Below are 26995 nucleotides of genomic sequence, written 5' to 3' on the forward strand. Positions count from 1 at the left end.
TTCAGATGTGCATAGGTGAATCAATCTTTCGCTGTTGCTGAATGGCCGCTTTCAGGCGTCGTAACTGTTCGCAAAGACACTGATCTGACTGCAGAGCTATCAATTCGATGACAGAGCAAGCTTGCGCACAAACAAGCATTCGACCAGGTGACACCCTAGGATAGACACGTACAATCTGGTCACATTGATCCAGAAAATATATGCTGAGATCAAAGCGCATTCCGAATGTGTGCACTGCGTTACATGGTCGTATCCAGAGCCCCTGAGTGCCTGACATAGTTCGCACGCCGAGCAGGCCAGCAAGACGCGTACGCCAGGTGCCAGCTACCTCCAGTGAGATTGTTTCTGGCTTAGAAAGCATCCGCCACTCCGACCCAGATCGAGAATGCCAACACAAGAAACGTACTGGGAAAGAAGCACATCACCAGCGGCAACAACATCCGCATGGGTGCCTGAGCAGCCCTACGCTCTGCCGCCAGTAGATGATCCTGTCTGAGCTGACCAGACTGGGAATGGAGGCTGGCCGCCAACGCCGAGCCAGTCCGCTCTGCCTGAATCATCGCGATACACAGGCGCTGAAGTGAGCCCTGGGTGCTCTTGTTCATGAGACGAGTAAGAGCCTCGACACGGGTGCTGCCCGCTCGCACGTCAAACAGCCAGTCGCGCCACAACATACGCAACGGACCGTCAGGCATGTACTTCAGCACCACCAACAAGCCAGCATTGAAGCTCATGCCGGCACTCAGGCACAAACACAGCATGTCTAGAAACCCGGGCAGATGCATCGCGATCCTTGAACTGTAGGCCCGCTGACGCTGACCAACCCAGGACTCAATCAGAAACACTGCTATCAACATGCAAACAGGGATCATCCATGTGGACACCTCACACAGAACGCCCAGGATGCCTGCGCACAGAACGCACCCGACATGAAGCAAAACAAGATCGGTCACCTGCCAGCGAATCAACCCGGCATGCATCAGCTTGCGCTCGATCGCTATGCGCATCGACCAACTCATCTGACGCAAGGTAAAACTCCGAACCCACTCCATGGGTGACTGTACTGCAGCCGTCCCTCCGACTGGCCCAGACCCATTTCGATTATCAGCTCTCGACTTACTTCGCACACCAGAAAACAGCCAGATCAGAAGCACACTCCATCCGATCATGACAACCAGCAGAAGCAGCATCGCGGAGTCCGCTCCGGCATCCACCACATCAGCCATATCCATCATCCATGAGCCACCTGGTGTGCAATTCTTCTGAGCCAGAGTAATCCCAGCCCTTCAAGCACACCGAGTGTCAGCAACAGTAACTGCCCCGGAGTTGTCTGAACCAGCATCGGCCAGAAGCGATCATCCATCTGCGCAAGCACCATCATCAATCCAACAGGCAGACAACCCATCACCCATGCCTGCATCCAGCCCTGTGACATCAGTGCCTGGGCTCGTTGCTGGACTTGGTGCTCACTGACCAGACTCGACGCCGTGCGGGATAGCATGTCAGCCATTGGACCACCGGTCTGAACCGCGACCATCATGGTTGCGCCCACTGCCCGGACCCCTGGGCAAGGCATGCGCATCATCAGATGTTGCAGAGCGTTCTCCAGACTCACACCGAGTCTGATCTCGCGTGCAACAACCGAGAATTCCTGTGCCAAGGGGGCCGGCGAGTACTGCACCAGCATCTGTAGTCCGGAAACGAGACTAGTTCCTGCGCTCAGTGATGAAGACAGGGACTGCAGCGCATCTGGCAACTGCCCCTCAAAGCGCTTTAGCCGCCGAGATTTGGCGTAGCGAATCAGTAAGCCAGGTGCCGTCAGGCAGGTCACCGCGAGTAACACAGCAATGAACCCGTTCGCCCCCAGCCACAACGAGAAAAAAAACACGGTGACGGCTAGCCATGCCATGGCCGGCCAGAGCAGCTTGACATCAAGAAACACGTACAGATCGCGCAAGTTGTGGGCCGCATCATGTGTATAACGTTCGCGATACCGCTGCATGGCACGCACGAAACTACGCTGGACACTCAGCGTCAACAGACCGGTCGAGACACCTGCACATAACAGAATGGTCAGGCGTCCCATATCCATTTCATCGCTCATGAATTCTTTCCTGTTTGCCATATGATCTGCCTCAGGCAGCCTCGGTTTGATCCCCAAACCAATCCGGATCCACCGGGACATCGCATTCACGCCAACTCTCCACGAAGCTCGGCACCACTCCTTGCCAGACGAACTTGCGCGAGCCTCGATGAAACCGCAAGATCGGTTGCATCTGTATCTGACCGGACTCCATCCCGGTTACTTCGTCGACTGCAACCAACATACGCGACCCATCTGGCAGGCGCGAAAGCTGCACAATCATCTGGACAGACCGGGAAACAAGCTCGCGAATAGCCAGCAACGGCAACTGGGCACTTGCCATCAGAACCATGGTTTCAAGTCTCGACACGGCGTCTCTGGGCGTATTCGCATGCAACGTGCTCATTGATCCTTCATGGCCCGTATTCATGGCAGACAACATATCCAGGGCTTCGGCACCACGACACTCACCGACAATGATTCTGTCCGGACGCATCCGCAATGCGTTACGAACCAGGGATCGAATATTGATTTCCCCTCGACCTTCTGCGTTGCTCGGCCGCGCCTCGAGACTCAACACATGGGGATGTTCTATCCGCAACTCCGCTGCATCCTCTATCGTGATCAGCCTTTCATGGTCTGGCACCTGACTGGTCAGCACATTGAGCAAAGTCGTCTTGCCTGAGCCAGTTCCACCAGAAATCAGAAGACTGACGCGCTGCTCGATGCAGCGGCACAGAAATCTGGCAAGGCTGTGACTGATGCATCCGCGGTCAAGTAAATCTGCAAGCCGCATAGGGTTGACGGGAAACTTCCGAATCGTCACGCAGGAACCAGCAACACTGATCGGCGTGAGCACAGCATTGACCCTCGATCCATCTGGAAGTCGAGCATCAACCATGGGGCTTGCATCATCGATGCGACGCCCGATCGGATAGATAATGCGCTCAATGACCGAGCGCACTGCCGCCTCGCTAGAGAAGGTCGCCGTGTGCAAGTGGACACGACCACCAGACTCCACGAAGATCCTGTCGTGACGATTCACCATGATTTCACTGACACTCGCATCCTCAAGCAGGCTCTGCAGGGGGCCATAACCCACAGCATCCGATACCACCGCACCGACAAGGTGTTCTCGCCGCGACTCGCTCAGCTCGGGCGCATGCTGCCCAATCAAGTCTCGCACAATGGCATCGCACCGCTCCCGGAGCATGCCATCAGGCAGGTTGGCCAGGTCGTGCTTGCGCACGTCCATCTGCCGCACCAGTGCTGCATGAAGCGTGGCCCGCAAGGACTGATCGACTGCAGCTTTGTCGACAGCCGAGACCGCATCGCATGTTGCGTAGTCGCCCGAGTGAGCAAATCCATCGTGATCAAGTTCCGCCATGAGCGAACCTGATTGCACCCTCATCCTGCAAGGTCCGAATACGACATCATCGGTGGGTAGCAACGGAAAGTGCTGGGCCACCCGTGTGCCGTTGACACGCGTACCTCCCAGCGAGCCCATGTCCTCAAGCTGCAAGTACTCTCCCAGTCGCGTCAATCGCACATGCTCACGCCCCACTCTCCAGTGGTTGATACGCAGGTGACATTCACTATCGCGCCCGATGAGGCAGGGAGGCTCAATGCGCTCGATCCGACTCGTCCCATCCTCAAAATCAAGGTAGATCTCGATCATGGCGTCTCTCCCGGACCGTCGGAATCATGCATGGTGCGAGTGACATCTTGATCGGCCCACTGGTCCGAGCGCATCGAAGGCTTAAACTGCTCCCACGGGCTTGACTGGTTTGCATGTGCACCCCATTGATCCTGACCCGCTGGACCCGCAAGAATCTCATCACTGTGTTCACCAATCCAGTCAGCACGCGTCACATCCTGATTTGCAGCGATGGGTTCAAGCAATCGCCTAGACGGCTCAGACTCGACCTGTGCGAATGTCTGAGCGCGTCGCACCCGGTCACGCATGGACGGGTCGTCAGCCTGCGTGATAACTGGTGTAACCAGAATGGCAAGCTCGGTCTGCCTGGATCGCTCATCCTGAACACCCGTCAACCTCTCCAGAAAGCTACCTTCCGGACTCGGCGCTCCACGATAGTTACTCGATCGATCGCTGGACATGAATCCCGCCAGAACCATGGTCTGACCCGAATAGGCATTGAACTGGGTATTGGCCTTGCGCACCCGCATGGCCGGACCTGCGGGCGTGATGATCGATGAATCTACCGCACTGACCTCCACCTCCACGCTCGCGACTATCCGGCCCTGCTCTCCAAGTTCAGGTGTGACGCTCAGGGAAACCCCATACTTTTTGAACTCTGTGTGGGTGCGACCTTTATCGTCTGTCAATGCGTACGGAACCTCTCCACCAGCAAGAAACGAGGCTGTCTTGCCGCTGCGAGTCATGAGCTGGGGCTGTGCCAATAGCAGCGCTTCGCCACGGTCAGCCATGGCCTGCAACTCGGAATGTAGAACAGTGTTCAGCCCCAACCAGGAGGCAATGCGACCAGGGGCGTTACCGACGTTGCCAGAATTGCCTATACCGCCCTTATTAACCTCACTACCTGTCGACACAAGGCCAAACTGCTGCATAGCGCTTTGCCCGAAGGCCGAGGCCTGTCCGGTCTGCCATGCGAGACCAGCAATGCCTCCCGACCCTTGAGCCGTCTGCCATCGCACGCCTAGTTCACTCAGCTTGTACGTCGGCATCTCGATGACCATGACATCCAGCATCACCATGGGATCCCAACTCATGCTCGCTGTCATGTCCACAACGTCAGGAAACCTTGCGAGTATCCTGTCAACGATCTGTCGCTGGCTACTGGTGAGCGACTCTGCCTGCAACAGAATGTGACTCCCTGCAGTCAGGACGCGGACCGTACCCACATCCTTGAGCAACGACTGTATTTCATCAAGCACCAGTGAGCGGTCAGCTGCATGCACGACGACTCGAAATGATTGCCGCGCTCCCTTTTGACTCCATACATCTACGCTGGTTGTACCGGCACGCTTGCCAAAAAGGATGACTTCGTTTGAGTTGTGCGCAGTCGCCTGTAGTGTCTGGCTGTTGCCCACCGCCACCTGTCGTGCGCCTGGAACCTTCAGCACATGGGCATGTCCGACTTCAAGCTCCAAGACACTCTGGTTAGCCGCGGCAGACTCCGATCCAGTTGCAGACACTTGTCGAGAAATCAGAGATCTTGCCGCTTGCGTCTGCGATTGCGCCCGCGCAGCCTTCGGAACATTGCCTGCGCAAGAGACCCGATCGATCCCGGGAGCTGTAATCAGTAGAATCTGGACTGCCATGGCAATCCACGCCGAGCGCCTCGACTGCCTCCGCCCCGAAAGCTCGCAATCCATTCGGTGCACCCCGATTTCACTCTCAGCGCCAGCCTGAATACCTTGATCATCAAACCGATATGCGCGCATCACGAGTGGTCCTGTGCTGAAGCAGATTCCTGATCTCCGTACAGAATGTCCGGAACCTCCAGTTGTTCAAACGACGCCTCAACACCCGCGAAACCCGCCAGATGATTGGCCGCCGGTCGCGTATGGAGGGTCTGACCCGATCTTGACCGAGACGTACGAGTCTGGGAATGAGCACTCCCCTGATCTGTCAATGCAGGCGCGGGCATCTGGACCGCCGTCAGAACCCCACCTTGCTGTGCAGCAATCAGTTTTGCGGCCTGCTCGGTTGTCACATCGAGAGTGAGGAGCTCCTGCTCATTTTGATAGCCCTCTCCATCAGAGCGACTGACATGCAGGACCCGGATCTGGCTCATGAGCAGCGATGTGATACGCCGTCCACGATGCTCAAACGTAACAAAGAGATCAATGTACTCCCCGGGCTGCAACAGGCCAGCGCTTGCAGTGATTCTGCCCACCGGCAATGTCACGGCTCTGCGCCCAGGTTCCAGAAGATCCAGAAACTCGTTGGGCTGGGCACGTCTGATCATGGAGAATGTGAGCGGCGTTCCTGCTGCGAGGTCTTGTGTCAGACGCATACCCAGTAAAGATTCGATCTCGTCTGGTGCAACCGAATCAGGACCCGCCCAACTATGAGGGACTTCCCGCAAGGCTAGATTATGAATATCAATTTCGATTCCTGATTGCAGGTTTTCCGCCGCCACGATGCGCTCGACCAGTGTCGGGCCTTCGGTCCCCGGTGACGTGGATTGCCGGGTGTTCATATACTGATTAACTGCGTAGATCGTCGCGCCCGCAAGCACGACTGGCGCGGCCAGACGCAAACCCCATTTTCTGAGTGCAGAGGGTTGACGGTGCCGGGAAGAAACGACTGTCGAGACCTGCGAGGCCTGGGTACCTGGTGGCAGGCTGCGCTGAACAGCCCCCGCCATTCCTTTGGCTGGTGGCGCTGCCGGACCAGAAGATGGCCCCGCCGACACTTTATCCGGATTGGGATGCGATGCAGATGATGTCATACGAGCGATTGACTGAAACAGTTAGTTACTTGCGGGTGGGTCAGATTCGACCAGATACCACCTCTCACGGTACACAAGACAAAGTGACACCCGGTCTGTCAAGCGTGAACCCGGCAATGGCCAGCCAGTCCAGGCCGGGCCGGGCTGTCTGGCCACGCGAACGCCGGAGGATCAACTTCCTTCCCTGTATCGCTTCAGTGGCGGCGTAGACCTGCCTGCTTTCCTGGATGTCTGGATCTTTGAGGAAACAGGATGGCGCTTCTCCTGATTTTCAAGTGCCGAATCGCCCTGCACTTCACGCTCGACCGGATCTGTCTTTGATACGTCTGCACGGCTCAAACTATCCTCAAGCAACCAGTCAGGCTCAAGCTGATCAGACAGGTCCGGACCCTTTCCTGCGTGGAGATCACTGTTGAGCCTTCTGTTGCTGTCGGAGTTGCGCTGGCGTTGCGCATTGCGACGCATGGCTGCAAAGCCCTCTTCACCAACCAGATCTTGGCCATGCAACCCGACCTCACGCAAAGAGGAGTAGAGAATTCTGCTCTGGTCTTCATCAAGCTCATCAACCAGGGCGTGAAGACGCCATGAAACATCTTTGTCCTGACCCAGCAATGTGACAGAGGACTCTCCCACAAAGGCATCTGTCACACCCTCGTTGCGATCAAGAAACTCTTGCGTCCACTCCTCCACAGACTGTTTTGAGCAGAAGCTCTCGAAGGTGACACACAGACCACCCACAATCCGGGCAACCGGCTGCACCACGCATCGCGAAACATTGCCCATGGAGAACATGGGCTCGGTTTCGTCGTAGTAGCAGTCCATCGGACTATCCCCACCGGTCAGAATGGAAAATGTGTATGACATGAGCGTGATCGGAACGCTCCAGTAACCCGTTGATGCGTAGGCATAACCAGTCAAACGCGTCATGATCCCCAGCAACAGCAGGAGGCTGATAGAGATCAAGAGCACCGTGCGGCGGACACCCCGCTTTGCTGGCACACCAACTGTCTGACAAACAGAACCATTCTTCAAAAAATATCTCCAGCTACGTCAACAATCTCTTTCACAACGGCCATCACGCCAGTTGGCTTTTCGGGAACTTCAAAATCAGACACATCACTCCATCTGGACAACCAGTCCGTTGGCGCAGCCTTGCGATCCCACGGCTGATCGACCTTGGTGGTCATTGGGGAGAGCCGCTTGACCAGTGCCCGGCTCGGCCTGGTCGCGCTCTGCCAGAGGTCCTCGGACACATCTATCCGGTCGATCGTGTCGTGGGTATAGGCAACAGCAGCGCTTCCACGAAGCTGCCAGGCGTGATTGCCATAGATAGACAGGGATTTCGCCTGCACCCACTGCATCGGGCCATCCATGATCTGAGTCAAATGCAGGTTCTCACCTAACAGCGCTCGGTCGACGTCCTGCGTATCAACTTGCCGCCCTTGACCAATCCAGGCACGAGACCTTCTATCCGTACCGAGCACCTTCGCGCCAAAACGATTCAATGCTCGCCATGCACGATGGGGTTCGATCTCATCAATCTTGTCTGCCAGCATTTCTGCGCCCATGCTTCGGCCGGATTGCAAGATGGAACGTCCGATTGCCACTCCCACTCCTGTCTTCTGACCCGGCAGGGGAATCTTTGCCCCCACACGACTCAGCAATGGATCGATCAGACTGATGCCAATCTTCTTGACGCTATCCCATATCGTGCGAGGCACCCCCTGCTCTGGACCCGTCATACTGCTTGTCGATACGTCCTGATGACCCAGCGCCACGACCAATGCAGCAGTGTGGGTGCCAACCAGATCCTGATGCCATTGCGCTTGCTCCCTGAACCCTGCTTTTACGGCGAGAAACAGCGTGGTCGCCAGTGTCAGTACCACGCACGCTTCAGCGAGAGCCTGCCCAGCCTGCCCTGACCGCACACCCTGGCCGGATGAGATCCCCCTAACAATTGCTCTTACCATGGCCGCCAGCCTTCATCAGTCACTGGAACCTGACGGGCTAACCAGAATGGCTGCAGCAGGCTGAATCGCTCTGAGGTGGACCCGGACCGCCCATCGAACCGGTCGTATTCGACTGTTGCAGCGGCGCTTGCTCTAAGATAGGAAGGCCAGTCCGCTCGCTCGGCGTCAATCAATCCCTTCTGTGCAAGGCGTATACGCCAGGCGCGCCCACTCAGTGTGGACAAGGGGATCTGAGTATGGATCGTGATAATCGCGTCAGCCTCCTGATGCGGTAGTTCGTAAGGAACGGGATACGCTGTGCGCTTCCACTGTATAGAGTCCACAAGGCTACGGGCGCGTGACATGCCGTTCGAGAACGGATAAACCAGACTCCATGCTGCGTTTCCAAGGGACGTCACAAAGCCCCTGAAGGTGACCTTGCTGAAATTCTCAGGCACATCGATGACGGTCCGCTGTGTGTCGTCATCATCATTCATGCCCACACTACGTCGCCCGACATGCTTGACCGTCAGATCCGCCCAGCCCATCGGGTACTCCCTGAAGTAGCAATACTCTGGCAACGGCATGACTTTGTGATATGCCTCGGTATCCTCGGTGCTCCAGTTACCATCTGCCTTGATCACGGTTTCACCCCTGCGAACCAGGACATGTTTGAGCCATGGGCACATTGGATAGAACGGGGATCCCGCAAACTTGAAATCCATTCGGGCGTCGAGATACTCATGCCGCTCGATGACAGCGTCCACCCAGGCCTGCCAGCGATCGCTGTCCTGAACGGCTCGAACCTTGGCTGGCAAACCTCCCGCATTGACAACCTGAACCGATACCTTTGGATCGGCCCCCCGAGTTGCCCCCAGGTTTCTGCGCAAAATCTCACGCACAATGGCCTCGGTTCTTACGGGAAGCTGTTTGTGCAAGCTGCGTCGTGCCTGTAAAAGCCGGATTTTTAGCAGTTCATCATGATGTTCGAACGCTTTCTTCAGGTCCTTCATGGCATTGGCATCCTTGCCCTTGGTCGAACTCGTGAACGCATCCGCATACTGCTTTCCAAAGAAGCTGCCGATCAACGAAGGAGGCGGATCTCTTTGCTCCACCTTCTGCGCCATTCTCCGCCTCATCTCCCAGGCACTGGCTAGCGTCATCAAATGAGCCATAGCGACCTGATGTGCCATCTCGGTTCGATTCAGCATGGCATGCGCATTCATTATTCTGGCGTGCCATTGGGCAGCACCGAGCGCAGCGGCGGCAGTCGCCTGATCAAGCGACTGTTGAGTCATGAGCAGTTGCGACAGTGACGCGCGATGCTGCCAGGCAATCACAGCCACGCCCATCATCAGGACGGCCAGCACCATGATCGCACCACGCTGTTGCCTCAAACGCTCGCGTCGTACACGCCGCACTCGTTGCACGATCAAAGTCTCACTGTTCCTGGTTGCCGTATGACTTGAGTGACTTCAGACGCTTTTGCTTGATCGCATCGCCTGATGCAGTTCTCGCTGCATCAACCGCCTGGGTGGCACTTTCTCCCGAGAGCTCCTTGGCCAGTCCGGCCACCTGCGCTCGGATGACCTGCCCAAAAGACTGATAAACAGCAATCGCCGCAACTGCAACCAATGCAACAATAACGAGATACTCGGTCATGGCCTGACCGCGCTGACGCCTGAGTCCCTGCTGAGAGTGACACACTGGACGACGATGTCCAGACGCAGGTATCGCTGCAAGCCGGGCCCGCTCCCCTTGTACGGATTGGGCCGTGGACTCAACCGATGGGACCCCGTGACCGTGCAAGCAATTGGCTTTGGAATGAACTGGCGCTAGGACAGCATCGCGTTTATCAGCGTTGTAGCGTGCAGCATCGGTAGAAAAATATTGAAATGAAGGCATGAATGGTCTCCTGCGACAAGGAGACGAGAGTTTGCAGTCAACAGCCACGCATCTCAATTCGCAATGACCGCGTTGCAAAGACTGCGAACAGGAACACTCCCAATCCGGGAACTACGTGTGCGGTGACCACCAGGAGAACACTAACAATTTGAAATAAAACAGAAAAACAAGCCATTCCAAGGCTGATCCCAGATCGCCTGACATCGTATTTCTGCTCAAACACTGTCGCTCTTGATCCGGCTCAAAACATCACACTGTCGGACTTGAAGTCTATGAACTCTCCCACCGGTGCTGATCAACAACATCAAGACGGCCAGCGCCCGCGGTGCCAGAAACCGCTTTACCGAACACCTTGCGGCTTTCTACAAGAAACCGCAGTTCTGGCACCGCGCCTGTTTTGTCGGCAGTGTCGGCAGCGCAACGCTTGCCCCCCCTGCTGTCCGGTCGGCTTCGCCTAAAGGTTCACACGCGAACCAGTCGGACTAGCAAGGGCAATGCGCGGGCAATTGTTCAAGTGTCGATCAATCGGTACAGAGGGCCTCCCAAGAGATTGGTTCGGGCCAAGTCCTGTCATCGATAAGAGGATGTCAATCGCGCCATCTTCATTGTGTGCGACCCAGGTAGATAACGGTCAGCGAGGCTCGTCGGATACCGAGACTGCGTTGCGGGAGGTTGGAGCGGGTTGTCGGAACACCTGTTTCCCATGAAGACGACTTGCTGTCACCTGAGTTCAGCAATTACCAGTTCACATGTCACCAGAACCGGATTCTCGCCACGCGATAGCCTTCCACGATGGACACCTCCCTGATAATCAATCAGTGCCACATCCAGCTGTGCGACGACGCACTCCCGTGACGCCATCTGATCTGTCTCGTTTCGCATCAAATCACTCGTGACCAGACCCTTCTCGATCATAAGCTCCGTAACAAATGGATCGACAACTCGCCCATCGTCAAACATTGCGCCGACCGTACTGCCAACACCGCCAAGCACCTGCGCCTGACGAAGGTTATTGTCCCGACAGAAAGTCTCGATTGCCTCACAGAGGTCCACGTTGGGCGCAATGCGCAAGCACCACCCTGCCTGGATCTCGCTCGTCTCACCACAATGTGACACACTGGCTGCGGTTGTTCCGGTAGAGTTCAAGGAGTCTGAATGATTCGACGACCTGGGCATCTCGGCCAGTTCTCGCGGCTTGAACAAACTGAAGTTGGTATGAACATCCTGACAGACCACAAATCCCGCACCACCTAGTAACGTCAGTTCGACCTCCATTGGCGCATCAAGCACAGTTTCATCCGGCAGAAGATGTCCGCAATGCCAGAAGCCATCGGCGTCGTACCAGCTCGCGTGGCAATGCAACCAGAGCTCGTCGCCTTTAAGTCCGATGGTGACTGCGCCGGTTTCAAGTGCAAGCGGTGCATCTGGCACATGCCGATCGCTGTAGTACACGGCATGCTCGGGCGATCTGGATAATGCCGGCAACACATAGACGACCGGCCAGAGCGAAGACTTCCCTAACCGCGCAACCGCGCTCTGACATGCATACTGCCGTAACAGACCTGCAAATCCTTCAAGCAGCGTGCTGCCCGCCTCAATACGAGTTCTAACAGTACGCAACTGTGCAGGCAGGGCCAGCACAGCTGGCTCAATTACAGGTCCTGGATGGCGAATGCTACGCATGATGGTTCAAACCTCACCTGTCATCTCGATTGGAATGGTCACCGGTCCGTCGTTGAGCAAACTGACTTTCATGTCAGCCCCGAAGACACCACATTGCACCACGGGGTGGGCGGCTTTGGCTAGACTGACCAGCAGATCGTAATCCTGCCGCGCTTTCTCGGGAGGCAGGGCACCAGTAAAGCTTGGGCGATTGCCTTTGGAAACGTCTGCCGCCAACGTGAACTGCGAAACAAGAAGCAGCCCCCCCTGCACGTCCTGCAGTGAGCGATTCATCTTGCCGGTCTCGTCAGAAAATATCCTGAGCTTGAGAACTTTGCCCAGCATGCGACCAATCAGATCGGGATGATCCCCCGGCTGTGAACACACCAGCACCAGCAACCCCTGATTGATTGCAGCGACTATTTCGCCATCAACCTGCACACTCGCCTGGTTTACCCTCTGAATCACAACTCGCAACGTCTGCCTCCTGGCATATTGAACGCATCACACCATCACGGGCATGCCCCGTCCCCGTGTAACCAAAACCACAAGTTTATGCGCTAGAATCCCTTCCGGGCCTGAGGACGACCTCTGGCTGTCGCTCGAGTCGATCACATTTCGGATGATCTGTGGGCATCTCCCGGGACGACCCGGTCATGGAGTGTCATCATGGCCTGGCTTCTGCTTGGCATCGCAGGGCTTCTGGAAGTGGCGTGGGCTTACGCCATGAAGCTTTCCAATGGCTTTACTCGCATCATTCCCACCACCATCATGCTGGTCACCATGCTGGGCTCCTTTGGTCTGCTCGCGACCGCAATGCGACAGTTGCCACTTGGAACTGCATACATGATCTGGACTGGCATCGGTGCGGTCGGTGCATTTCTGATGGGTGTCGTGTTTCTGGGCGAATCAGTTTCACCGATGAGAATCGCAGCCGCAATTCTCATCACCTCTGGCATTGTGCTGATGAAACTAGCTTCCTGAAACCGCAGGTACTGAACTAGTTTCAGTGCCAGTGAGTCTACCGGATTGTCAGACTACTCCGTTTTCTTTGAGAAACCGGATTTGATCGGGCGTGAGACCAGCCTTGTTTAAAATTTCGTCTGTATGCTGCCCCATCGCAGGCGATGCCTTGGCCGGCGCACTGGCACCGGAGAATCGCAGAGGCGAAGCGATTGCCTTGACATGAGACACCGCATCAACGCTTGCAGACTGACCGAGATGACCGGATCGCTCGCCCGCCAGAATGCCTTGACGCTCTTTTACGAAGGGATTCTCCAGCGCCTGAGCCACGTCGAAGACAGGTGCTGCTGGCACACTTCCTGCAAATTTCTCCATCCATGTACTAGTCGTGCGAGTTTGCATGACTGCTTCGACTTCCTGATTGAACGCCTCGCGATTGGCAAGCCTGTCAGCGAAGGTTTTGTATTCCGGTCGCTGCGCCCATTCAGGATGATCCATCAACTCAGCCATGACTGGCCAGAATTTTTCCTTGTTGCACATGATGAAAATCCAGCCATCCAGAGTCCTGTATAACTGGCTTGGAACAAGTGACGGGTGAGCTGAACCTGGTGCGCGGGTGGTCATATGACCAGCGTTCAGATACCAGGTTGCAAGATAAGCGAGGTTATGGAGCGCCACATCAAACAGACTGACATCGACATCCATCCCCTTGCCTGTCTCGCGCGCGCCAAGCAAGGCACTCACAATCCCCAGCGCTGCGGTCGTACCAGTCATCAGATCAACCATCGAAAGCCCAAACCGGCTAGGTGGACCATCGGGTTCACCCGTCAGGGAAAGATAACCGGCTTCGGCCTGCATCAGGTAGTCATATCCAGGCCAACTAGCCCGCGAGCCATCCCTGCCATAGGCGGACAGGTGAACGCAAACCAGATCCTTGCGAATGTGGCAGACGTCAGCATAGGTTAGGCCGAGTTTTGCTGGAAGATCTCCACGCAGGTTGTTGAAAAGGACATGAGCGCCCTCCAGCAACCGGTGCAATACCTTCACACCCTCCGGGTGCTTCAAATCAAGCTGGATGCTCTTCTTGTTACGGTTGAATCCCTCGAAGAACAGACTGTCCCCATTCTCCAGAAAATGGGGTCCGACCGAGCGGCTGACATCTCCTGCATCGTGGGGGTTCTCGATTTTGATGACTTCAGCACCCATGTCGGCCAGATGCTGGGTACCAAACGGGCCGGCCCCATACTGCTCAACCGCCAGAATCCGGATCCCGGCAAGCGGCAAACTCATATTTTGTTCCTTTCAATCAACTGTCTGGCGATGATGATTCGCTGCAACTCATTGGTACCTTCTCCAATCACCAGCAATGGTGCGTCCCGGTAAAAGCGCTCAACCAGATACTCCTTGGAATATCCGTAGCCACCATGAATGCGCATCGCTTCTGCGCTGTTCTCCATGGCGCTTTCAGTGGCAAACAACTTGGCCATCCCCGCCTCCATATCACACCGCTCGCCGCGGTCGTATGCTCTTGCTGCCCGCTCAACCAGCAATCTCGAGGCTTCGGTTCTGGTTGCCATATCTCCCAGCTTGATCTGAATGGCTTGGTGCTCACAAATCGGCTTGCCAAAGGTCTTGCGCTGCTGAGAGTACTTGACCGCCTCGTCCAGAGCTGCCTGCGCCAGACCAACACCACGGGCTGCTACGTTGATACGGCCAAGTTCCAGACCATTCAAAATCATCTGCAGACCCTTGCCTTCCTTGCCGCCAATCAGATTGGATGCTGGCACGCGATACTGGCCAAACACCAACTCTGCAGAGTCGATACCCTTGTACCCGAGTTTTTCAAGCTTGCGACTGGCTGTAAACCCATCGCCTTTCTCGGCAATGAATAGAGACATTCCTTTATGGGCTGGCGTTGCACTGGTATCAGTTTTGACCAGGACAGCAAAGCAATTTCCGTAAATACCATTGCTTATCCACATCTTGGTCCCGTTAACGATGTAGACATCTCCATCCCGTCTGGCAACAGTACGAATGGCCTGCAGATCCGTTCCGCAATCAGGCTCGGTCAGCGCAATCCCCCCTCGTAATTCGCCTGTCGCAAATTTTGGAAGGAAATACGCTTTCTGTTCCTCCGTGCCATTACGTTGTACGCACATGGCCATGATCAAATGCGAGTTGATAATGCCCGCGACCGACATCCAGACTCGCGAGATGCGTTCGATCATCCTGGCATAGGTCAGGGTCGACAATCCCAGTCCGCCATACTTCGTATCGATCAGACAACCAAACAACCCCATGTCCTTCATCTTTTCCACGATCTCGGCTGGGTACTCATCGTCGTGCTCGAGTTGCCAGGCGTGAGGTTCAACAACCTGCTCAAGAAAACGTTCAAGCCCGTCCAGGATGAGTTGTTCCTGCTCCTGATCCTGATCCTGCGTCTGGTCGTGCTGCATGCTCATGTTACGTACTCTCCTGGAAGTCTTATGTTCTGTGATCGTTTCGTCAATATCTCAGGCAGACACCGTCTCAGTCTGGCCGAGACTTTCTGCTAGCGCCCGGGCACTCATCCCTGCGTCACTGCCAATAAACAGGGACTCGATGACCTCTGCGCGCTCGGGGCTGACTTGTCTATGGGCGTTATCCCGAAACTTGATGCAGATGTCGTCACGGCTGAGCGGTCGATCACTGGCCCCGCGATTAACGGGCTCCCGCTCCCGGATCGTGGTGCCGTCACGTAATTGCACAATGACCTCGCCGTCGTAGTACTTTGGAAAGGCACTGTCTGGATCTGCTCGGTAATCAATGCGTTGTGCGAGCGCGAGAACAGCCGGATCAAACAAGGCAGGCGGATCAATGTCGTCGAGTGTCAGGCGACCATGCACCAGAGCGGTTCCAACCAGATACGGAATGCTGAACTGCGCCTCGTATGAGTTGGCTGGTTTGCGCTTGGAGTCCTGTGGCTCACAAACGGTCTTGATGACCTCTTGAGGAATCAGTACTTCGATTCGCTCAATGTCCTGCGGACGAACACCCTGCCTGTGAATGCGGATCGCGGCGTCCACTGCAGCATGAGTGAAGTGGCACGCTGGCATCGGTTTGACACTGATCTGTGTAACTTCCCACTCTTTAGAAAGCCCTTGCGTGGCAAGAGCCAGATCACAGGCTGCATGTTCTCCCAGGTGACTGCGATAGAGCCCGAACCGTCCCTCGTAGGCGAGCCGCGTTCCCTTGTATCCGTGCTTGCCAAGCGTCGCTGCCGTGATCCCCGACACCGCAGCCCACCCTGGGTGCATGCGTTTGTTCCAGGCGCCGTCTTCAAGAAACTCCATGCTGCCAGCTCCCATCGACAACACCAGTCCTTGCGCATCGACCAGTTGTTGCTCATTCAAACCAAGCAGCCAGCCCGCAGCCACCGTACACCCGAACGCGCCAATCAAGCCAGTCGGATGAAAACCGACTTGGTGAAACCCACCTTTGACAACAGAGCCAAGCCGGGTGGCGACCTCGACACCCAGTACATAAGCCGACACCATATCCTGGACGCTGCGATTCAGGTCGGCCGCTAACGACATCACAGTCGGAAAAATCGAAGAAGTCGCATGAATGACACCCCTTGCGTGCGTGTCGTCGTAATCCAGCCCGTGAATCAGAATGCCATTCATGAGCGCCGCATTACGAATATCGAGGCGGGTTGCCGATCCGATCACCGCAGACTGCCCACCTGCATTGAGCGATGCAATCGCCGCCATCGCTCTCTCTGAAAATGGATAGCCATGAGACGCCAGTGCAATGCCTGTTGCATCGAGCATCAGTTCGCGCGCCCTGGCCTGAGCTTCGCGCGGGATATGACTGGCATCGAATTCTGCAGCATAGGCTGCGATCTGTTCTGATATGGACTGTCCGGGTGCAGGAACGCTTGTCTCAGTCATGATTGTCTCCAAAGAAATGCTTGTGATAATGAAAGGCCGATCTGTCGAGCTACGACCTGCCTGCCAGGGTCATTGAAAAGGCGATCCACCTAGTTGGTTACCTCGTTGCCATAGACGCTTGCATGCCGCTCGAACATCACTTCATCATCATTGTTAGTTTGTCTGGACAAAGTTTGAACGACAGATAACCGCTTGTCAAGCGACCCTATCTCGACAAGTGCTTCAGACCCGTAACACGGGCTCGCCCGCCCTGCTTCCCTTCAAGCGGAGCTGTCAGGCATCATGCAACGACACCGATAGGCCAGGGACAGAACTCTTCCTCTCCCACACCCAGCGCCTCACTACGGGAGTGATTGCCGGAAGCGATTTTCAGGATCGTTTCGAATATCTCCTGCCCCAACTCGTCGAGTGTCTGGGTTCCATCGATGACTCCACCGCAATTGATATCCATGTCCTCTCTCATGCGTTCATACATGGTCGAGTTGGACGCGAGCTTGATGGTTGGGGCTGGATAAGACCCAAAACAGGAGCCCCGGCCAGTCGTGAAGCAGATCAGATTGGCACCACCCGCAATTTGACCGGTCGCGGAAACCGGGTCATAGCCAGGCGTATCCATGAACACAAACCCACGCTCTGTGACGGGCTCCGCATATTTGTAGACCTCCATCATGCCGCTCGAACCCGCTTTCTTGGCTCCGCCCAGACTTTTCTCAAGTATGTTGGCCAGTCCGCCGGCATTGTTGCCTGGCGAGACCCGGCCATTAATCTGGGTATCCCGCCCTTCGTTGTACTTGAGCCACCAGTCAATTCGCTCAATTAACTTGCGCCCGACTTCAGGTGTTCTGGATCGGGCCGTCAAGGTGTGCTCCACGCCGAAGATCTCCGGCGTTTCTGACAGTATTGCGGTGCCACCATGACGCACCAGAATATCCACTGCCTTCCCGAGCCCCGGGTTGGCCGACAACCCGGAGAACCCATCTGACCCCCCACACTGAAGACCGACAATCAGATGCTCGGCTGAGCAAGGCGTACGAACAGCCTGATTGGCCTGCTCAAGCATATCCCTAACCACAGCAATCCCCTGCTTCACAGCCGCCTGCGTTCCGCCCACCTCCTGCATCGTCAGCGCTTTGAGCATCTTGCCTGTCTGCAGCCCCTGCTCTTTGAAAAACTGCGCAAGATTGTTACGTTCACAGCCAAGCGAGACTACCAGTGCACCAGCGACATTGGGATGGCGGATGTAGCCTGCCAAGGTTCTGCGCAGCAGATCCATGGGTTCGCCCGTCATCTCCATGCCGCATCCCTGCTCATGGACAAATGCCACCACGGCATCAACATTTGGATATTGCGCCATCCGCTCTTCATCAAAATAACGCGAGATCTTGCGGGCGACCGTCGCTGAACAGTTCACCGTGATGAATATCCCGATTACGTTGCGGGTGGCAACCTGGCCATCCGCCCTGACATAACCCATGAAGGTGGCACGCTGCTCCACGGGCAGTAGGTCTGTCGGCACATAATCGCGTCCCGGCGCGTAGTCCTTGATGACCTCATCAAACACGATGTTATGACTGTGCAGATGCATACCAGGAGCAATGTCCTCAGAGGCATACCCAATAACGGTGTTGTACTTGAGAACCGGTTCACCCTGTTTGATAGCGTGAATCGCAACTTTGTGCCCAAGTGGAATGACACCTTGCGTCACCACATTGAATTCTGGCAGCGATACCGCTGCCGCAATTTCCTGTCGAGCGACCACGACGTTATCTGCCGCATCAAGCTTGATGACTGGACTGACAGATGGGCTCTGGCCTTGATCTGCAGCCTGCGATCCGACTGGATCAACACTGGACAACTGAAGGGACGACTCAGGCATTGACGGTACTCCTAACGAGACACGGAACATGATCATCTAGCCTATCGGTTGGCGTGACTGGCTTGTATCCGGCCTTACCCTTGTAGCACTGGAGATATATTTGCCCGATTCTCCGAGCAGTATGCAATCGGCATAGTGGGCAGCCAACAAGGGGGCTCACTGGCCCAGCTCCCTCGCACCGGGTTCGCCCATGCCGGTTGCGCAAAACAAAGCCCCGCAAGCATCAAACGCTTGCGGGGCTTTGTTCGAACTTGTTCGTCCGTCAGGACTGATCGTCACTTCACATGTGTCTTGACCCATTTGGCGAACGAGTCCACCCAGCCTTGAACGAAGTCACGGCTCTTGGCTCCAATTCCACCCTGATCATCAAACAGATCATCGCTATACTGAAGGAATGCTTCGGGATGACCCATCGTGGGCATATTCAAAGCAGCCAGAATGTTACGCAGATGCTGCTGCGCCATGGCGGTTCCGATTGCTCCACCTGCAACACCGATGACACCAGCTGGCTTGCCTTGCCATACGCTTTCACCCCAAGGACGAGATGCGTGATCCAAAGCGTTTTTCAGAACACCGGGGATTGAACGATTGTACTCAGGTGTTGCAAATATCACTGCGTCTACGCCTTTGATTTCCTCACGCAGGCGAGCCACAGAAGCTGCCGGAGTGTAGTCCTCGTCCTGGTTGTAAAGTGGCAGATCGCCGATCTCAATCAATTTGGCCTCGAATCCCTCAGGGAGCATGGATGAAATGGCCTGTCCGAGACGGACGTTATAAGAGTCCTTGCGAAGGCTTCCAGCGATAATGGCAATTTTAAATTGTGACATGTAACAGCTCCATTTTTTAACTCAGACAAGCAGCCTCATTCGATAGAGTGACAGCTTTCGATATCAGAAAAACTGAACTAAAACCAGACCGCGTTGCAGTCCGAATCAATATCTGCGTTTACGGCAGCAGAAAGAAGTGCGTATTTGAATGCGTTCGATCTTGACTGCCAACACTTCTATTGTTGCTTATTCAACGGATCAGGGGGACGAAATGATTTCACGTTTATCTTCAAAATTTTTGAATTTAAACACGGCAATCAAACAAACATTCCGGAATTCGCACATCAGAATCAACCCGGGTTGTTCATAGCCCTGGAGGGATTCAGCCCTCGCACCAGGACCTCCAACCAAGTGAATCAATCAACTCCTGGCGTATTTGGATTCATGCTCATCAACGCAGCCCGTGTCGCCGGCTTGTCCAGTTGTTCAAGCCACCAACTCAGTGCCTGACCTTGGGCGGATGGCGCGGTCCGGCGCCACGCATAGCTTGTATTGATCTGGTGAACCTTACGCTCGACCCGCCGGGCTACCAGACGCCCAGTCTCAAGATAAGGTCTGGCCATGGCTTGCGGCAAGAATCCGCACCCCAACCCTCTGAGCTGGGCCTGCAACTTGGCTTCGAGTGTTGTGACGGTGAACACGTTCTGACCCCTGAGCAGACCAACACTCATGCCGCTACCTCGCTGAACAGTATCGGCCGCAGCAACAATACGGTGCCCGACAATCACATCATCACTCAGGGGCTCAGGGGCATGCGCCAACGGATGATGGGGAGCCACTGCAAATACAAATGACTGTGTGCCCAGTGGCTTGCTCTGCAACCCCTGATTGCTCATAACATCGGACACAACACCTAGGGCGAGATCTGCGTACCCGAGTGAAAGCGCCTCCAGAGTACCGGACAACGTCTCGGAGCGCAGCCGTATCCGGGTGGGCGGATCCATTGAGAAGAATGCTTCACAGAGTTCCATCACTACGTTCAGATTCACGATACTGTCCACCGCGACGGTTAACTGAGGCTCCCACCCGGTTGCAACTCGTTTGACCCTGTTGGCAACAGCGTCAATTTCATCCAGAAGCCGCGCACCCTCACGGATCAATTCCTCTCCGGCCGGAGTCAGTCTGGCTTGACGGGAGCTCCGGTCAAACAGCAGCACATCAAGGGCATCCTCGATTTGCCTGACCCGATAGGTCAATGCGCTTGGCACCATTCCAACTAGTCGGGAGGCGGCAGCAAAGCTTCCGCAGTCGGCAATATGCTGCAACATGGTTAGCGCTTCAGGTGTCAAAACATCGCGAGGAGTCGAATTACTTTCTAGTTTCATGCGCTGATTAATTCAAATAAATTGAATGATGCCATCAAAGCGGCTCACCTGCAAAACAACCGCACGGATCTAAAGTTACGGTATTGCATCACAATCGCACAGCAAGGCCCCGATCCACAAAGGTCGTGCTCACTGCAAGTGCCAGACACAAGATTCAGGAGAGCAAACATCATGTTTAGTATTCGTCGATCAAACGACCGAGGTTACGCCGATCACGGGTGGCTCAAAAGCTTTCACACCTTCTCATTTGCGGGCTACTACGACCCGGAGCACACGGGGTGGGGAAACCTGCGGGTCATCAACGAAGACCGGATCGCACCTGGAACGGGTTTTGGCACCCATGGTCATCGAGACATGGAGATCGTCAGTTACGTCATATCAGGGGAACTGGCACACAGCGACAGCATGGGAAATGGCGCCTCGATTAAACCAGGAGAGGTGCAACGAATGAGTGCCGGCACTGGAGTGCGACACAGTGAGTTTAACCATGCAGATGGACAGACAACGCATTTTTTGCAGATCTGGATCGAACCTGATCAGGCCGGCATCGAACCAGGCTACGAACAGAAGTCATTTAGTGACGAGGAGAAACGTGGTCGCCTGCGCCTGCTTGCCTCACCTGACGGCCGCGATGGTTCAGTCACGATTCATGCAGACGCACTTCTATATGGCTCGTTGCTGGACGAAACCGATGAAGTGTCGGTTGAGCTCGACAGCTCGCGTCGGTATTACCTGCATGTTGTTCAGGGACGGGTTGCTGTCAACGGCCAGGCGCTTGAAAGCGGAGATGCTGCCAGACTAGCCGATGAAAGTGAACTGGTTCTCAATGATGCAGTCAAAGCGGAAGTTCTGCTGTTTGACCTAAGTAATCATCCACAGCAATGAGAAACGACAAAGAAGATCAGAAATCAAGCGTTTGAAGCAGTCTTGTGAGGGCAGGCCTGAAATATCAGGACTACCAGACACCTGAAACTGACGATCCTGAAACATCCGATATCCATGACATCACAACCTTCTTCAGTCACTTCCGCGAGATACGACCCGGTAGCAAAGCTTTTGCACTGGTTGATGGCTTTGCTACTGCCCAGCATTTTTGCGCTTGGTCTTTATATGACGGGACTATCGTTCTCACCGGAAAAGCTCAAGTTGATCTCCTGGCACAAATGGGCCGGGATCATTGCTCTGGCACTGGTGGTATTTCGTCTGTTATGGAGGTTTACCCATCGCCCTCCTGCCATGCCAGCAACAATGGGTCGTTGGCAAAAGACCGGCGCCCACTTTGGTCACCTTGGACTTTACCTACTGATGGTTACGATCCCGGTCTCCGGCTGGCTGATGAGCTCAGCCAAAGGTGTACCAACGGTGCTCTTTGGCCTCTGGGCACTTCCCGACCTGGTGCAGCGCGATCGTGACCTTGGTGATCTGTTGCAAAGCGCCCATTGGTATCTAAATGTTCTCCTTGCAATCGTGGTTGTCGGCCATGTAGCCGCAGCATTGAAGCATCACTTCATAGACAAAGACCAGGTGATGAAGCGCATGTTGCCCGGAGATCCTCAGCAATAGCAGTGCAGGTTTGAAGAATACTGGTCAACCGCTTTGGCTTTCTGACGTTGCGGTTTGCGATTTGTTCGATTGTTTAATTCGAAAGGTATCAAGAATGTTATCAAGCACACAAATGAAGTTCGTGGTGGCAAGTGCCGCACTGGCGTTCGTTAGTTCCATACATGCTCAGACATACGGACAACTACAGCCTGAGCATAGTCAGGTCGCCTTCACCTTTGAACAGATGGGCGTTCGTATGGATGGTCAGTTCCGCGAGTTCGACGCGAAACTGCAGTTTGATCCTGATAGCCCGGCACAAGGATCGGCTGAGATCCACGTTGCTCTAGGCAGCGTTGATCTCGGTTCGCCCGACTTTGACTCAGAGGCCTTGAGTTCTGACTGGTTCAACGCTGCAAATTTCCCTACTGCCACTTTTACGTCCAGCGTCATTTCCCAGACGGCAGACAACCTGTATGACGTGTCAGGTACTCTCACTATCAAAGGCCAGAGCCAGACCATCACAGTACCTGCATCCTTTCAGAAGGACGGTGAAAAAGGCATATTTGAAGGGCAGTTCACGATTGAGCGTGGTCAGTTCAGTATTGGTGAAGGTTCGTGGGCAAAATACGACATTGTTGCAAACGACGTAACAGTGAAATTCCAGATCACGGCACTGCCTAACTGACCCACAGAATAGTGAAACTGCTTCGGATTCGATGCAGTACATATTGAAGCGGAACCCGACCCGAAGGTTCCACCCATTTACCCATGAAGGAGAGTTCAATGAGCTTTAAAAACAAACTTGCAGCACTCGCAATCGCATCAATGGCCGCCACATCTGTCTGGGCTGCTCCCCAGACTTATGTCATCGACAACACGCACACGTTCCCGAGCTTCTCATACAACCATATGGGACTGTCAACGCAGCTTTCCAAATTCAAGGACACAGCCGGAACGGTTGTGTTTGATAAAGAAGCGCAAACAGGATCTGTCGATATCGTCATCGATACTACCTCGGTCGAAACAGGTTTTCCGACATTTAACGAACATATCCAGGGCGCTGACTTTCTCGATACTGCCCAATTTCCGCAAGCAACTTTTAAATCCACTGGCGTACTCTTTGAGAATGGCCAGCCTGCCAGGATCAATGGTGACCTGACGATCAAGGGTGTCACCAAGCCTGTGACGCTGACTGTCACGTCGTTCACTAACAAGGAACACCCGATGCTCAAAAAGAATGCGATCGGTGCAAACGCCTACACCACAATCAAGCGTTCGGAATTTAATGCCGGCAAATTCGCACCAGCCGTGGGTGACGAAGTCCGCATTGACATCGCGATCGAAGCGATTGAACAGTAAAGCAAGGTCTGATGTCGTCACAAACCACATCAGCTGAGCTGATCCGTAGATCTTGGTGAACGCTCATCATAAAGGGCCTGTCCGAATTTTGCGGGCAGGCCCTTTCCAAATCAACGTACGGCTGCCTGAGTAAAAAAGCACGACAGACCCGGCACTATTGATCACCGGAGCCAGGAGCCTGTCGGACCTTTCAAAAACAGGTAGAGATCGGTCGAAATTAAACTTTTATTTAGCGATCTTTGACACAATACAGCGATTTCGTGAGAGGTTTCGCAAAAGTATGGCGGGTAGCATTCGTGGCGCGCCGACAAACCTCAAGTCCAATAGACTCCTAGGCAGGCATCGTCCCTGATTGGCTGGACTATCCTCTGGACAACGGGAACATGAAATGCATCAAGAAACGCGGACACAACGGGAAGGCACGCACATTCGGCACCAATCGCGTAACAACGACTTTAAAATTGTGGTGGGCCCCCTCGGAGTCGAACCGAGCACCAACGGATTATGCTTACCACTTCAGTTTTCACTGCCCGTTTCCGGTTCGTGGTCTGGACTGTCTCTTGTCATTACGACCTACCCGTACAGTCTCTACACCTTCGTCAACCAACAGGTCAACGCTTGGCTCGGGATCACCACGCATTACGCAGAGGCTTCCCCGAATTTGAGTAGTTCTACATCAGGGCAGAGTTAACTTGCCCCAATGCAACCCATACGCAGACAGCCGTAGAAAATTCCGTAGGCTATCTGCCATCAAGTCCGCTGCTCTAACCAGGCATGAGCTAGAGGCCCAACCGCTTTGACGAATAACCTTTGTCAGGACATCACGTCCGATACAAACGTCAGCTTACAAAGCGTGGCTATTGTAACCTAAGACCCAGTTTGCACAAAAAGACCGAATCCCCTGATAAAGACGAAGATTGGCATGTGACAGTCTTGCCTCCAGTTGACTCCAGCTCGACGTGCAAGAATGTTTGCTCTATAACCGGATGCGATGCAGCAACCCGGGCGGGATCAGGCGAAAAGCGACTTATCCCCCTCCCGGGTGATTTAAGGATAACTTCTATCTGGTCCAGCTCGATGGATATACTAGCGACAACAGGGCATGCTTTCATGGTCAGCGAAACAACGGCGCAATCAGGCCGTCCAGTGAACCTGGAGCGCGCCGCTGTGACTCCTGTGACTCAGGCGTTTGCAGCCTGAGAGCGCAGCAGGAGGCATCATCCAGTTGCACTAGCCCTTCGAGGGTATAGCGTCTCTCCCTCTGAGCCATGGCACGCCTCAGATTGTGATGCATGAGCCAGTCTGTCGGGTAGCTCACGCCCAGATGGCGTTTGAGCGCCAGTACTGAAAGATCCGTCCTGGCCTGACTGATCAGGTAAATGGCCAGAAACCAGGTGGTCAATGGCAACTTGGTACCCTGCATCACGGTGCCCGCAATGAGTGATGTCTGATGCCGGCAGGCCTGGCATTGAAACAAGGCATGCGTACGACCGCCAGTCTTGCTGTGACTGGACTCATGACAACGTGGGCAGACAAATCCGCTGAGCCAGCGAGCCTTCTCAAGAGCTGACTCACACTGAGGTTCTGTGCCAAACTGCCGAATGAATTCCGGCAAGGAGAGTCCCGGTTCAAATTGAATTCGATTCATCGCCATCGTGCCATCTCATCAAGCATACTGATTTTTTAGATCAGTACACGTGAGATTGGAGAAGCACACCAGCCTAGCTGAGGTTCGTTTCCAATCAAGTGCTGTTACACTAGCACAATTCGTTGAGGCGCAAGCATGGAAAATGCTAACAAATCAAGCTCTAACGCTGTTTATAACATTAAGCTACATATCGTTTTAGTGACAAAGTATCGCCGCGAAACGCTGACGCCGGAACTGCTTGATTATCTCAAGGAAGCGTTTGCGGATTGCCTCGCCGCCTGGCGCTGCAATCTGGTGGAATTTGGCGGGGAACCCGATCATGTGCACTTGCTGGTCGATATCCATCCGGCGCTGGATATCTCGGTACTGATCAACAACCTCAAGACGGCCAGCGCCCGCCGTGCCAGAAACCGCTTTACCGAACATATTGCGGCTTTCTACAAGAAACCGCAGTTCTGGCACCGCGCCTATTTTGTCGGCAGTGTCGGCGGCGTAACGCTTGAGACAGTGCGGGCCTATGTCGACGCTCAGGGAACCGAAGAGCATGCCCGCAAAACAGTCGCCAAGGCAAATGGTTCAGGGTCACCCATTACCAGACCGCCCGCTTGACCCCCTCCTGTCCGGTCGGCTTCGCATAAAGGTTCGCACGCGAACCAGTCGGACTAGCAAGGGGAATGCGCGGGCAAGTGTTCAATCGCGTGGCCAGTCGGCTACGCCCCTTCCACCCCAGCCATAACACCTTGTCGGCTGGAGCTTCACCGGAGCATCTGATGAATAACGATCCTTTTTCCAATCTCAACGAAAGCCAGAAGCGGCTATTCAAGCAGGCGTCACAACACGCAAGCAAGCTGGTCGTGATTGGGATTCTTCTGGTTGTTTGCGGGACGATTGGCCTGTTAGCTGAGGTCGCGTTCTCCTTCGCTTCGATTACCATCCTGAGCATCGTTGCGATTATCGGTGGCGTACTGATGGGCATGCACGCGTTTCAGGCAGGAGTCTGGAAAACGTTTCTGATTCAGTCACTGTTTGCTGCTCTCTATATCGGGCTGGGAATCTTCATCTGGGTGGCACCAGTCGCTGCGCTTCAAGGACTGACGATCTGGCTGGCGGCCCTGTTTCTGGTGACAGGTGTTATGCGACTGATCTCGGCGTTCCAGAACTGGTCACTCGGGAATGGAATGTGGTCTGCCATCTCAGGCGGGTTGTCGATCGTTCTCGGCATTCTTATCCTGAACAACTGGCCCGAAGCGAGCCTATGGGTTCCTGGAATGCTACTGGCGATAGAGTTGCTCTTGCAAGGATGGGCACTGATTGCATTGGGAAGCGCGCTCAAACGCAGCGGCAGTGCCTGATTCGTTTCGAAAAAATGACGGAGTACGAACGAGTCCATGCCAGTCATAACAATGGCCCCTTTGAGGGGCCATTGTTCTCGCGTCATAATTAGGATGTAACGGTTGGGAGATCGTTGAATGCATGTCATTACAC

At 54.8% G+C, this 26995-nt stretch carries 26 protein-coding genes and 1 pseudogene; 8 read left to right on the forward strand and 19 right to left on the reverse strand.

What is annotated here, in order from left to right:
- Position 1: 1 nt before the first annotated feature.
- From DBV39_RS20590 to DBV39_RS20595, 10 genes are all read right to left on the reverse strand, one after another.
- Entirely contained in the window at positions 2-361 is a 360-nt protein-coding gene (locus DBV39_RS20590) for a DUF192 domain-containing protein (RefSeq protein WP_108620894.1), read from the reverse strand.
- Positions 351-1235 (reverse strand): type II secretion system F family protein, encoded by an 885-nt coding sequence (locus tag DBV39_RS06820; protein ID WP_108620895.1) that lies wholly within the window; start codon positions 1233-1235, stop codon positions 351-353. Before DBV39_RS06820 ends, DBV39_RS20590 begins: the two co-directional genes overlap by 11 nt.
- A complete protein-coding gene (locus tag DBV39_RS06825) occupies positions 1232-2104 on the reverse strand; it encodes a type II secretion system F family protein (RefSeq protein WP_159078846.1) in 873 nt (290 codons plus the stop codon). Before DBV39_RS06825 ends, DBV39_RS06820 begins: the two co-directional genes overlap by 4 nt.
- A gap of 31 nt (positions 2105-2135) precedes the next feature.
- Positions 2136-3761, reverse strand: coding sequence for an ATPase, T2SS/T4P/T4SS family (locus DBV39_RS06830; RefSeq protein ID WP_108620897.1), 1626 nt, complete (start codon positions 3759-3761; stop codon positions 2136-2138).
- Complete coding sequence (locus DBV39_RS06835) at positions 3758-5509, reverse strand: type II and III secretion system protein family protein (protein ID WP_108620898.1); 1752 nt, start codon at positions 5507-5509, stop codon at positions 3758-3760. The genes DBV39_RS06830 and DBV39_RS06835 overlap by 4 nt, the downstream gene beginning before the upstream one ends.
- Positions 5509-6522, reverse strand: a complete 1014-nt coding sequence (gene cpaB / locus DBV39_RS06840) for a Flp pilus assembly protein CpaB (protein WP_108620899.1) — start codon at positions 6520-6522, stop codon at positions 5509-5511. Before cpaB ends, DBV39_RS06835 begins: the two co-directional genes overlap by 1 nt.
- Positions 6523-6693: 171 nt before the next feature.
- Complete coding sequence (locus tag DBV39_RS06845; RefSeq protein ID WP_108620900.1) at positions 6694-7554, reverse strand: hypothetical protein; 861 nt, start codon at positions 7552-7554, stop codon at positions 6694-6696.
- Positions 7551-8492: a hypothetical protein gene (locus tag DBV39_RS06850; protein WP_108620901.1), complete on the reverse strand. Its 942-nt coding sequence runs from the start codon at positions 8490-8492 to the stop codon at positions 7551-7553. The genes DBV39_RS06845 and DBV39_RS06850 overlap by 4 nt, the downstream gene beginning before the upstream one ends.
- A complete protein-coding gene (locus DBV39_RS06855; protein ID WP_227870848.1) occupies positions 8486-9901 on the reverse strand; it encodes a hypothetical protein in 1416 nt (471 codons plus the stop codon). Before DBV39_RS06855 ends, DBV39_RS06850 begins: the two co-directional genes overlap by 7 nt.
- Positions 9902-9911: 10 nt before the next feature.
- Positions 9912-10376 carry a hypothetical protein gene (locus DBV39_RS20595; protein ID WP_407669272.1) on the reverse strand — a complete coding sequence of 155 codons (465 nt, stop codon included), beginning with the start codon at positions 10374-10376 and terminating at the stop codon, positions 9912-9914.
- A 288-nt stretch (positions 10377-10664) separates the two neighbouring features.
- Between DBV39_RS20595 and DBV39_RS20600 the strand changes: the two genes are divergently transcribed.
- The gene (locus DBV39_RS20600; protein WP_227870849.1) at positions 10665-10862 is read left to right on the forward strand and encodes a transposase; all 198 of its coding nucleotides are present in this window, start codon (positions 10665-10667) and stop codon (positions 10860-10862) included.
- Between the two features lie 234 nt (positions 10863-11096).
- On the opposite strand, the gene DBV39_RS06870 is transcribed toward DBV39_RS20600, so the two are convergent.
- Entirely contained in the window at positions 11097-12059 is a 963-nt protein-coding gene (locus DBV39_RS06870; RefSeq protein ID WP_108620903.1) for a PCC domain-containing protein, read from the reverse strand.
- A 6-nt stretch (positions 12060-12065) separates the two neighbouring features.
- Positions 12066-12515: a D-aminoacyl-tRNA deacylase gene (gene dtd, locus DBV39_RS06875; RefSeq protein ID WP_108620904.1), complete on the reverse strand. Its 450-nt coding sequence runs from the start codon at positions 12513-12515 to the stop codon at positions 12066-12068.
- A 192-nt stretch (positions 12516-12707) separates the two neighbouring features.
- Between dtd and DBV39_RS06880 the strand changes: the two genes are divergently transcribed.
- Entirely contained in the window at positions 12708-13022 is a 315-nt protein-coding gene (locus DBV39_RS06880) for a DMT family transporter (protein WP_108620905.1), read from the forward strand.
- 48 nt (positions 13023-13070) lie between these two features.
- Here the strand turns inward: DBV39_RS06880 and DBV39_RS06885 are convergent, their stop codons facing one another.
- The 6 genes from DBV39_RS06885 to DBV39_RS06910 form a co-directional block, all read right to left on the reverse strand.
- Positions 13071-14291 (reverse strand): CaiB/BaiF CoA transferase family protein, encoded by a 1221-nt coding sequence (locus DBV39_RS06885; RefSeq protein ID WP_108620906.1) that lies wholly within the window; start codon positions 14289-14291, stop codon positions 13071-13073.
- A complete protein-coding gene (locus DBV39_RS06890; RefSeq protein ID WP_108623150.1) occupies positions 14288-15457 on the reverse strand; it encodes an acyl-CoA dehydrogenase family protein in 1170 nt (389 codons plus the stop codon). The genes DBV39_RS06885 and DBV39_RS06890 overlap by 4 nt, the downstream gene beginning before the upstream one ends.
- Before the next feature lie 57 nt (positions 15458-15514).
- Positions 15515-16933, reverse strand: coding sequence for an MmgE/PrpD family protein (locus DBV39_RS06895; protein ID WP_108620907.1), 1419 nt, complete (start codon positions 16931-16933; stop codon positions 15515-15517).
- A gap of 280 nt (positions 16934-17213) precedes the next feature.
- Positions 17214-18809, reverse strand: a complete 1596-nt coding sequence (locus DBV39_RS06900; RefSeq protein WP_108620908.1) for a UxaA family hydrolase — start codon at positions 18807-18809, stop codon at positions 17214-17216.
- 275 nt (positions 18810-19084) lie between these two features.
- Positions 19085-19636 carry an NADPH-dependent FMN reductase gene (locus DBV39_RS06905; RefSeq protein WP_108620909.1) on the reverse strand — a complete coding sequence of 184 codons (552 nt, stop codon included), beginning with the start codon at positions 19634-19636 and terminating at the stop codon, positions 19085-19087.
- Positions 19637-19992: 356 nt separating this feature from the next.
- Positions 19993-20961: a LysR family transcriptional regulator gene (locus DBV39_RS06910; RefSeq protein ID WP_108620910.1), complete on the reverse strand. Its 969-nt coding sequence runs from the start codon at positions 20959-20961 to the stop codon at positions 19993-19995.
- A gap of 171 nt (positions 20962-21132) precedes the next feature.
- On the opposite strand from DBV39_RS06910, the gene DBV39_RS06915 reads away from it, so the two are divergent.
- The 4 genes from DBV39_RS06915 to DBV39_RS06930 all read left to right on the forward strand — a co-directional run bounded on the left by DBV39_RS06915 (position 21133) and on the right by DBV39_RS06930 (position 23862).
- Positions 21133-21846 carry a pirin family protein gene (locus DBV39_RS06915; protein ID WP_108620911.1) on the forward strand — a complete coding sequence of 238 codons (714 nt, stop codon included), beginning with the start codon at positions 21133-21135 and terminating at the stop codon, positions 21844-21846.
- Between the two features lie 114 nt (positions 21847-21960).
- Positions 21961-22524, forward strand: a complete 564-nt coding sequence (locus DBV39_RS06920; RefSeq protein ID WP_108620912.1) for a cytochrome b — start codon at positions 21961-21963, stop codon at positions 22522-22524.
- 94 nt (positions 22525-22618) lie between these two features.
- Entirely contained in the window at positions 22619-23188 is a 570-nt protein-coding gene (locus tag DBV39_RS06925; protein WP_108620913.1) for a YceI family protein, read from the forward strand.
- Between the two features lie 98 nt (positions 23189-23286).
- Positions 23287-23862 (forward strand): YceI family protein, encoded by a 576-nt coding sequence (locus tag DBV39_RS06930; protein ID WP_108620914.1) that lies wholly within the window; start codon positions 23287-23289, stop codon positions 23860-23862.
- 1153 nt (positions 23863-25015) lie between these two features.
- On the opposite strand, the pseudogene DBV39_RS06935 reads toward DBV39_RS06930, so the two are convergent.
- Positions 25016-25516 (reverse strand): annotated as a pseudogene (locus DBV39_RS06935) (transposase); the annotation flags it as partial.
- A 129-nt stretch (positions 25517-25645) separates the two neighbouring features.
- Here DBV39_RS06935 and tnpA point away from each other — a divergent pair.
- Positions 25646-26119 (forward strand): IS200/IS605 family transposase, encoded by a 474-nt coding sequence (gene tnpA / locus DBV39_RS06940; protein ID WP_108620915.1) that lies wholly within the window; start codon positions 25646-25648, stop codon positions 26117-26119.
- A 161-nt stretch (positions 26120-26280) separates the two neighbouring features.
- The gene (locus tag DBV39_RS06945) at positions 26281-26862 is read left to right on the forward strand and encodes an HdeD family acid-resistance protein (RefSeq protein WP_159078848.1); all 582 of its coding nucleotides are present in this window, start codon (positions 26281-26283) and stop codon (positions 26860-26862) included.
- Positions 26863-26995 lie beyond the last annotated feature (133 nt).

The organism is Orrella marina (assembly GCF_003058465.1).
GTDB lineage: Bacteria > Pseudomonadota > Gammaproteobacteria > Burkholderiales > Burkholderiaceae_B > Algicoccus > Algicoccus marinus.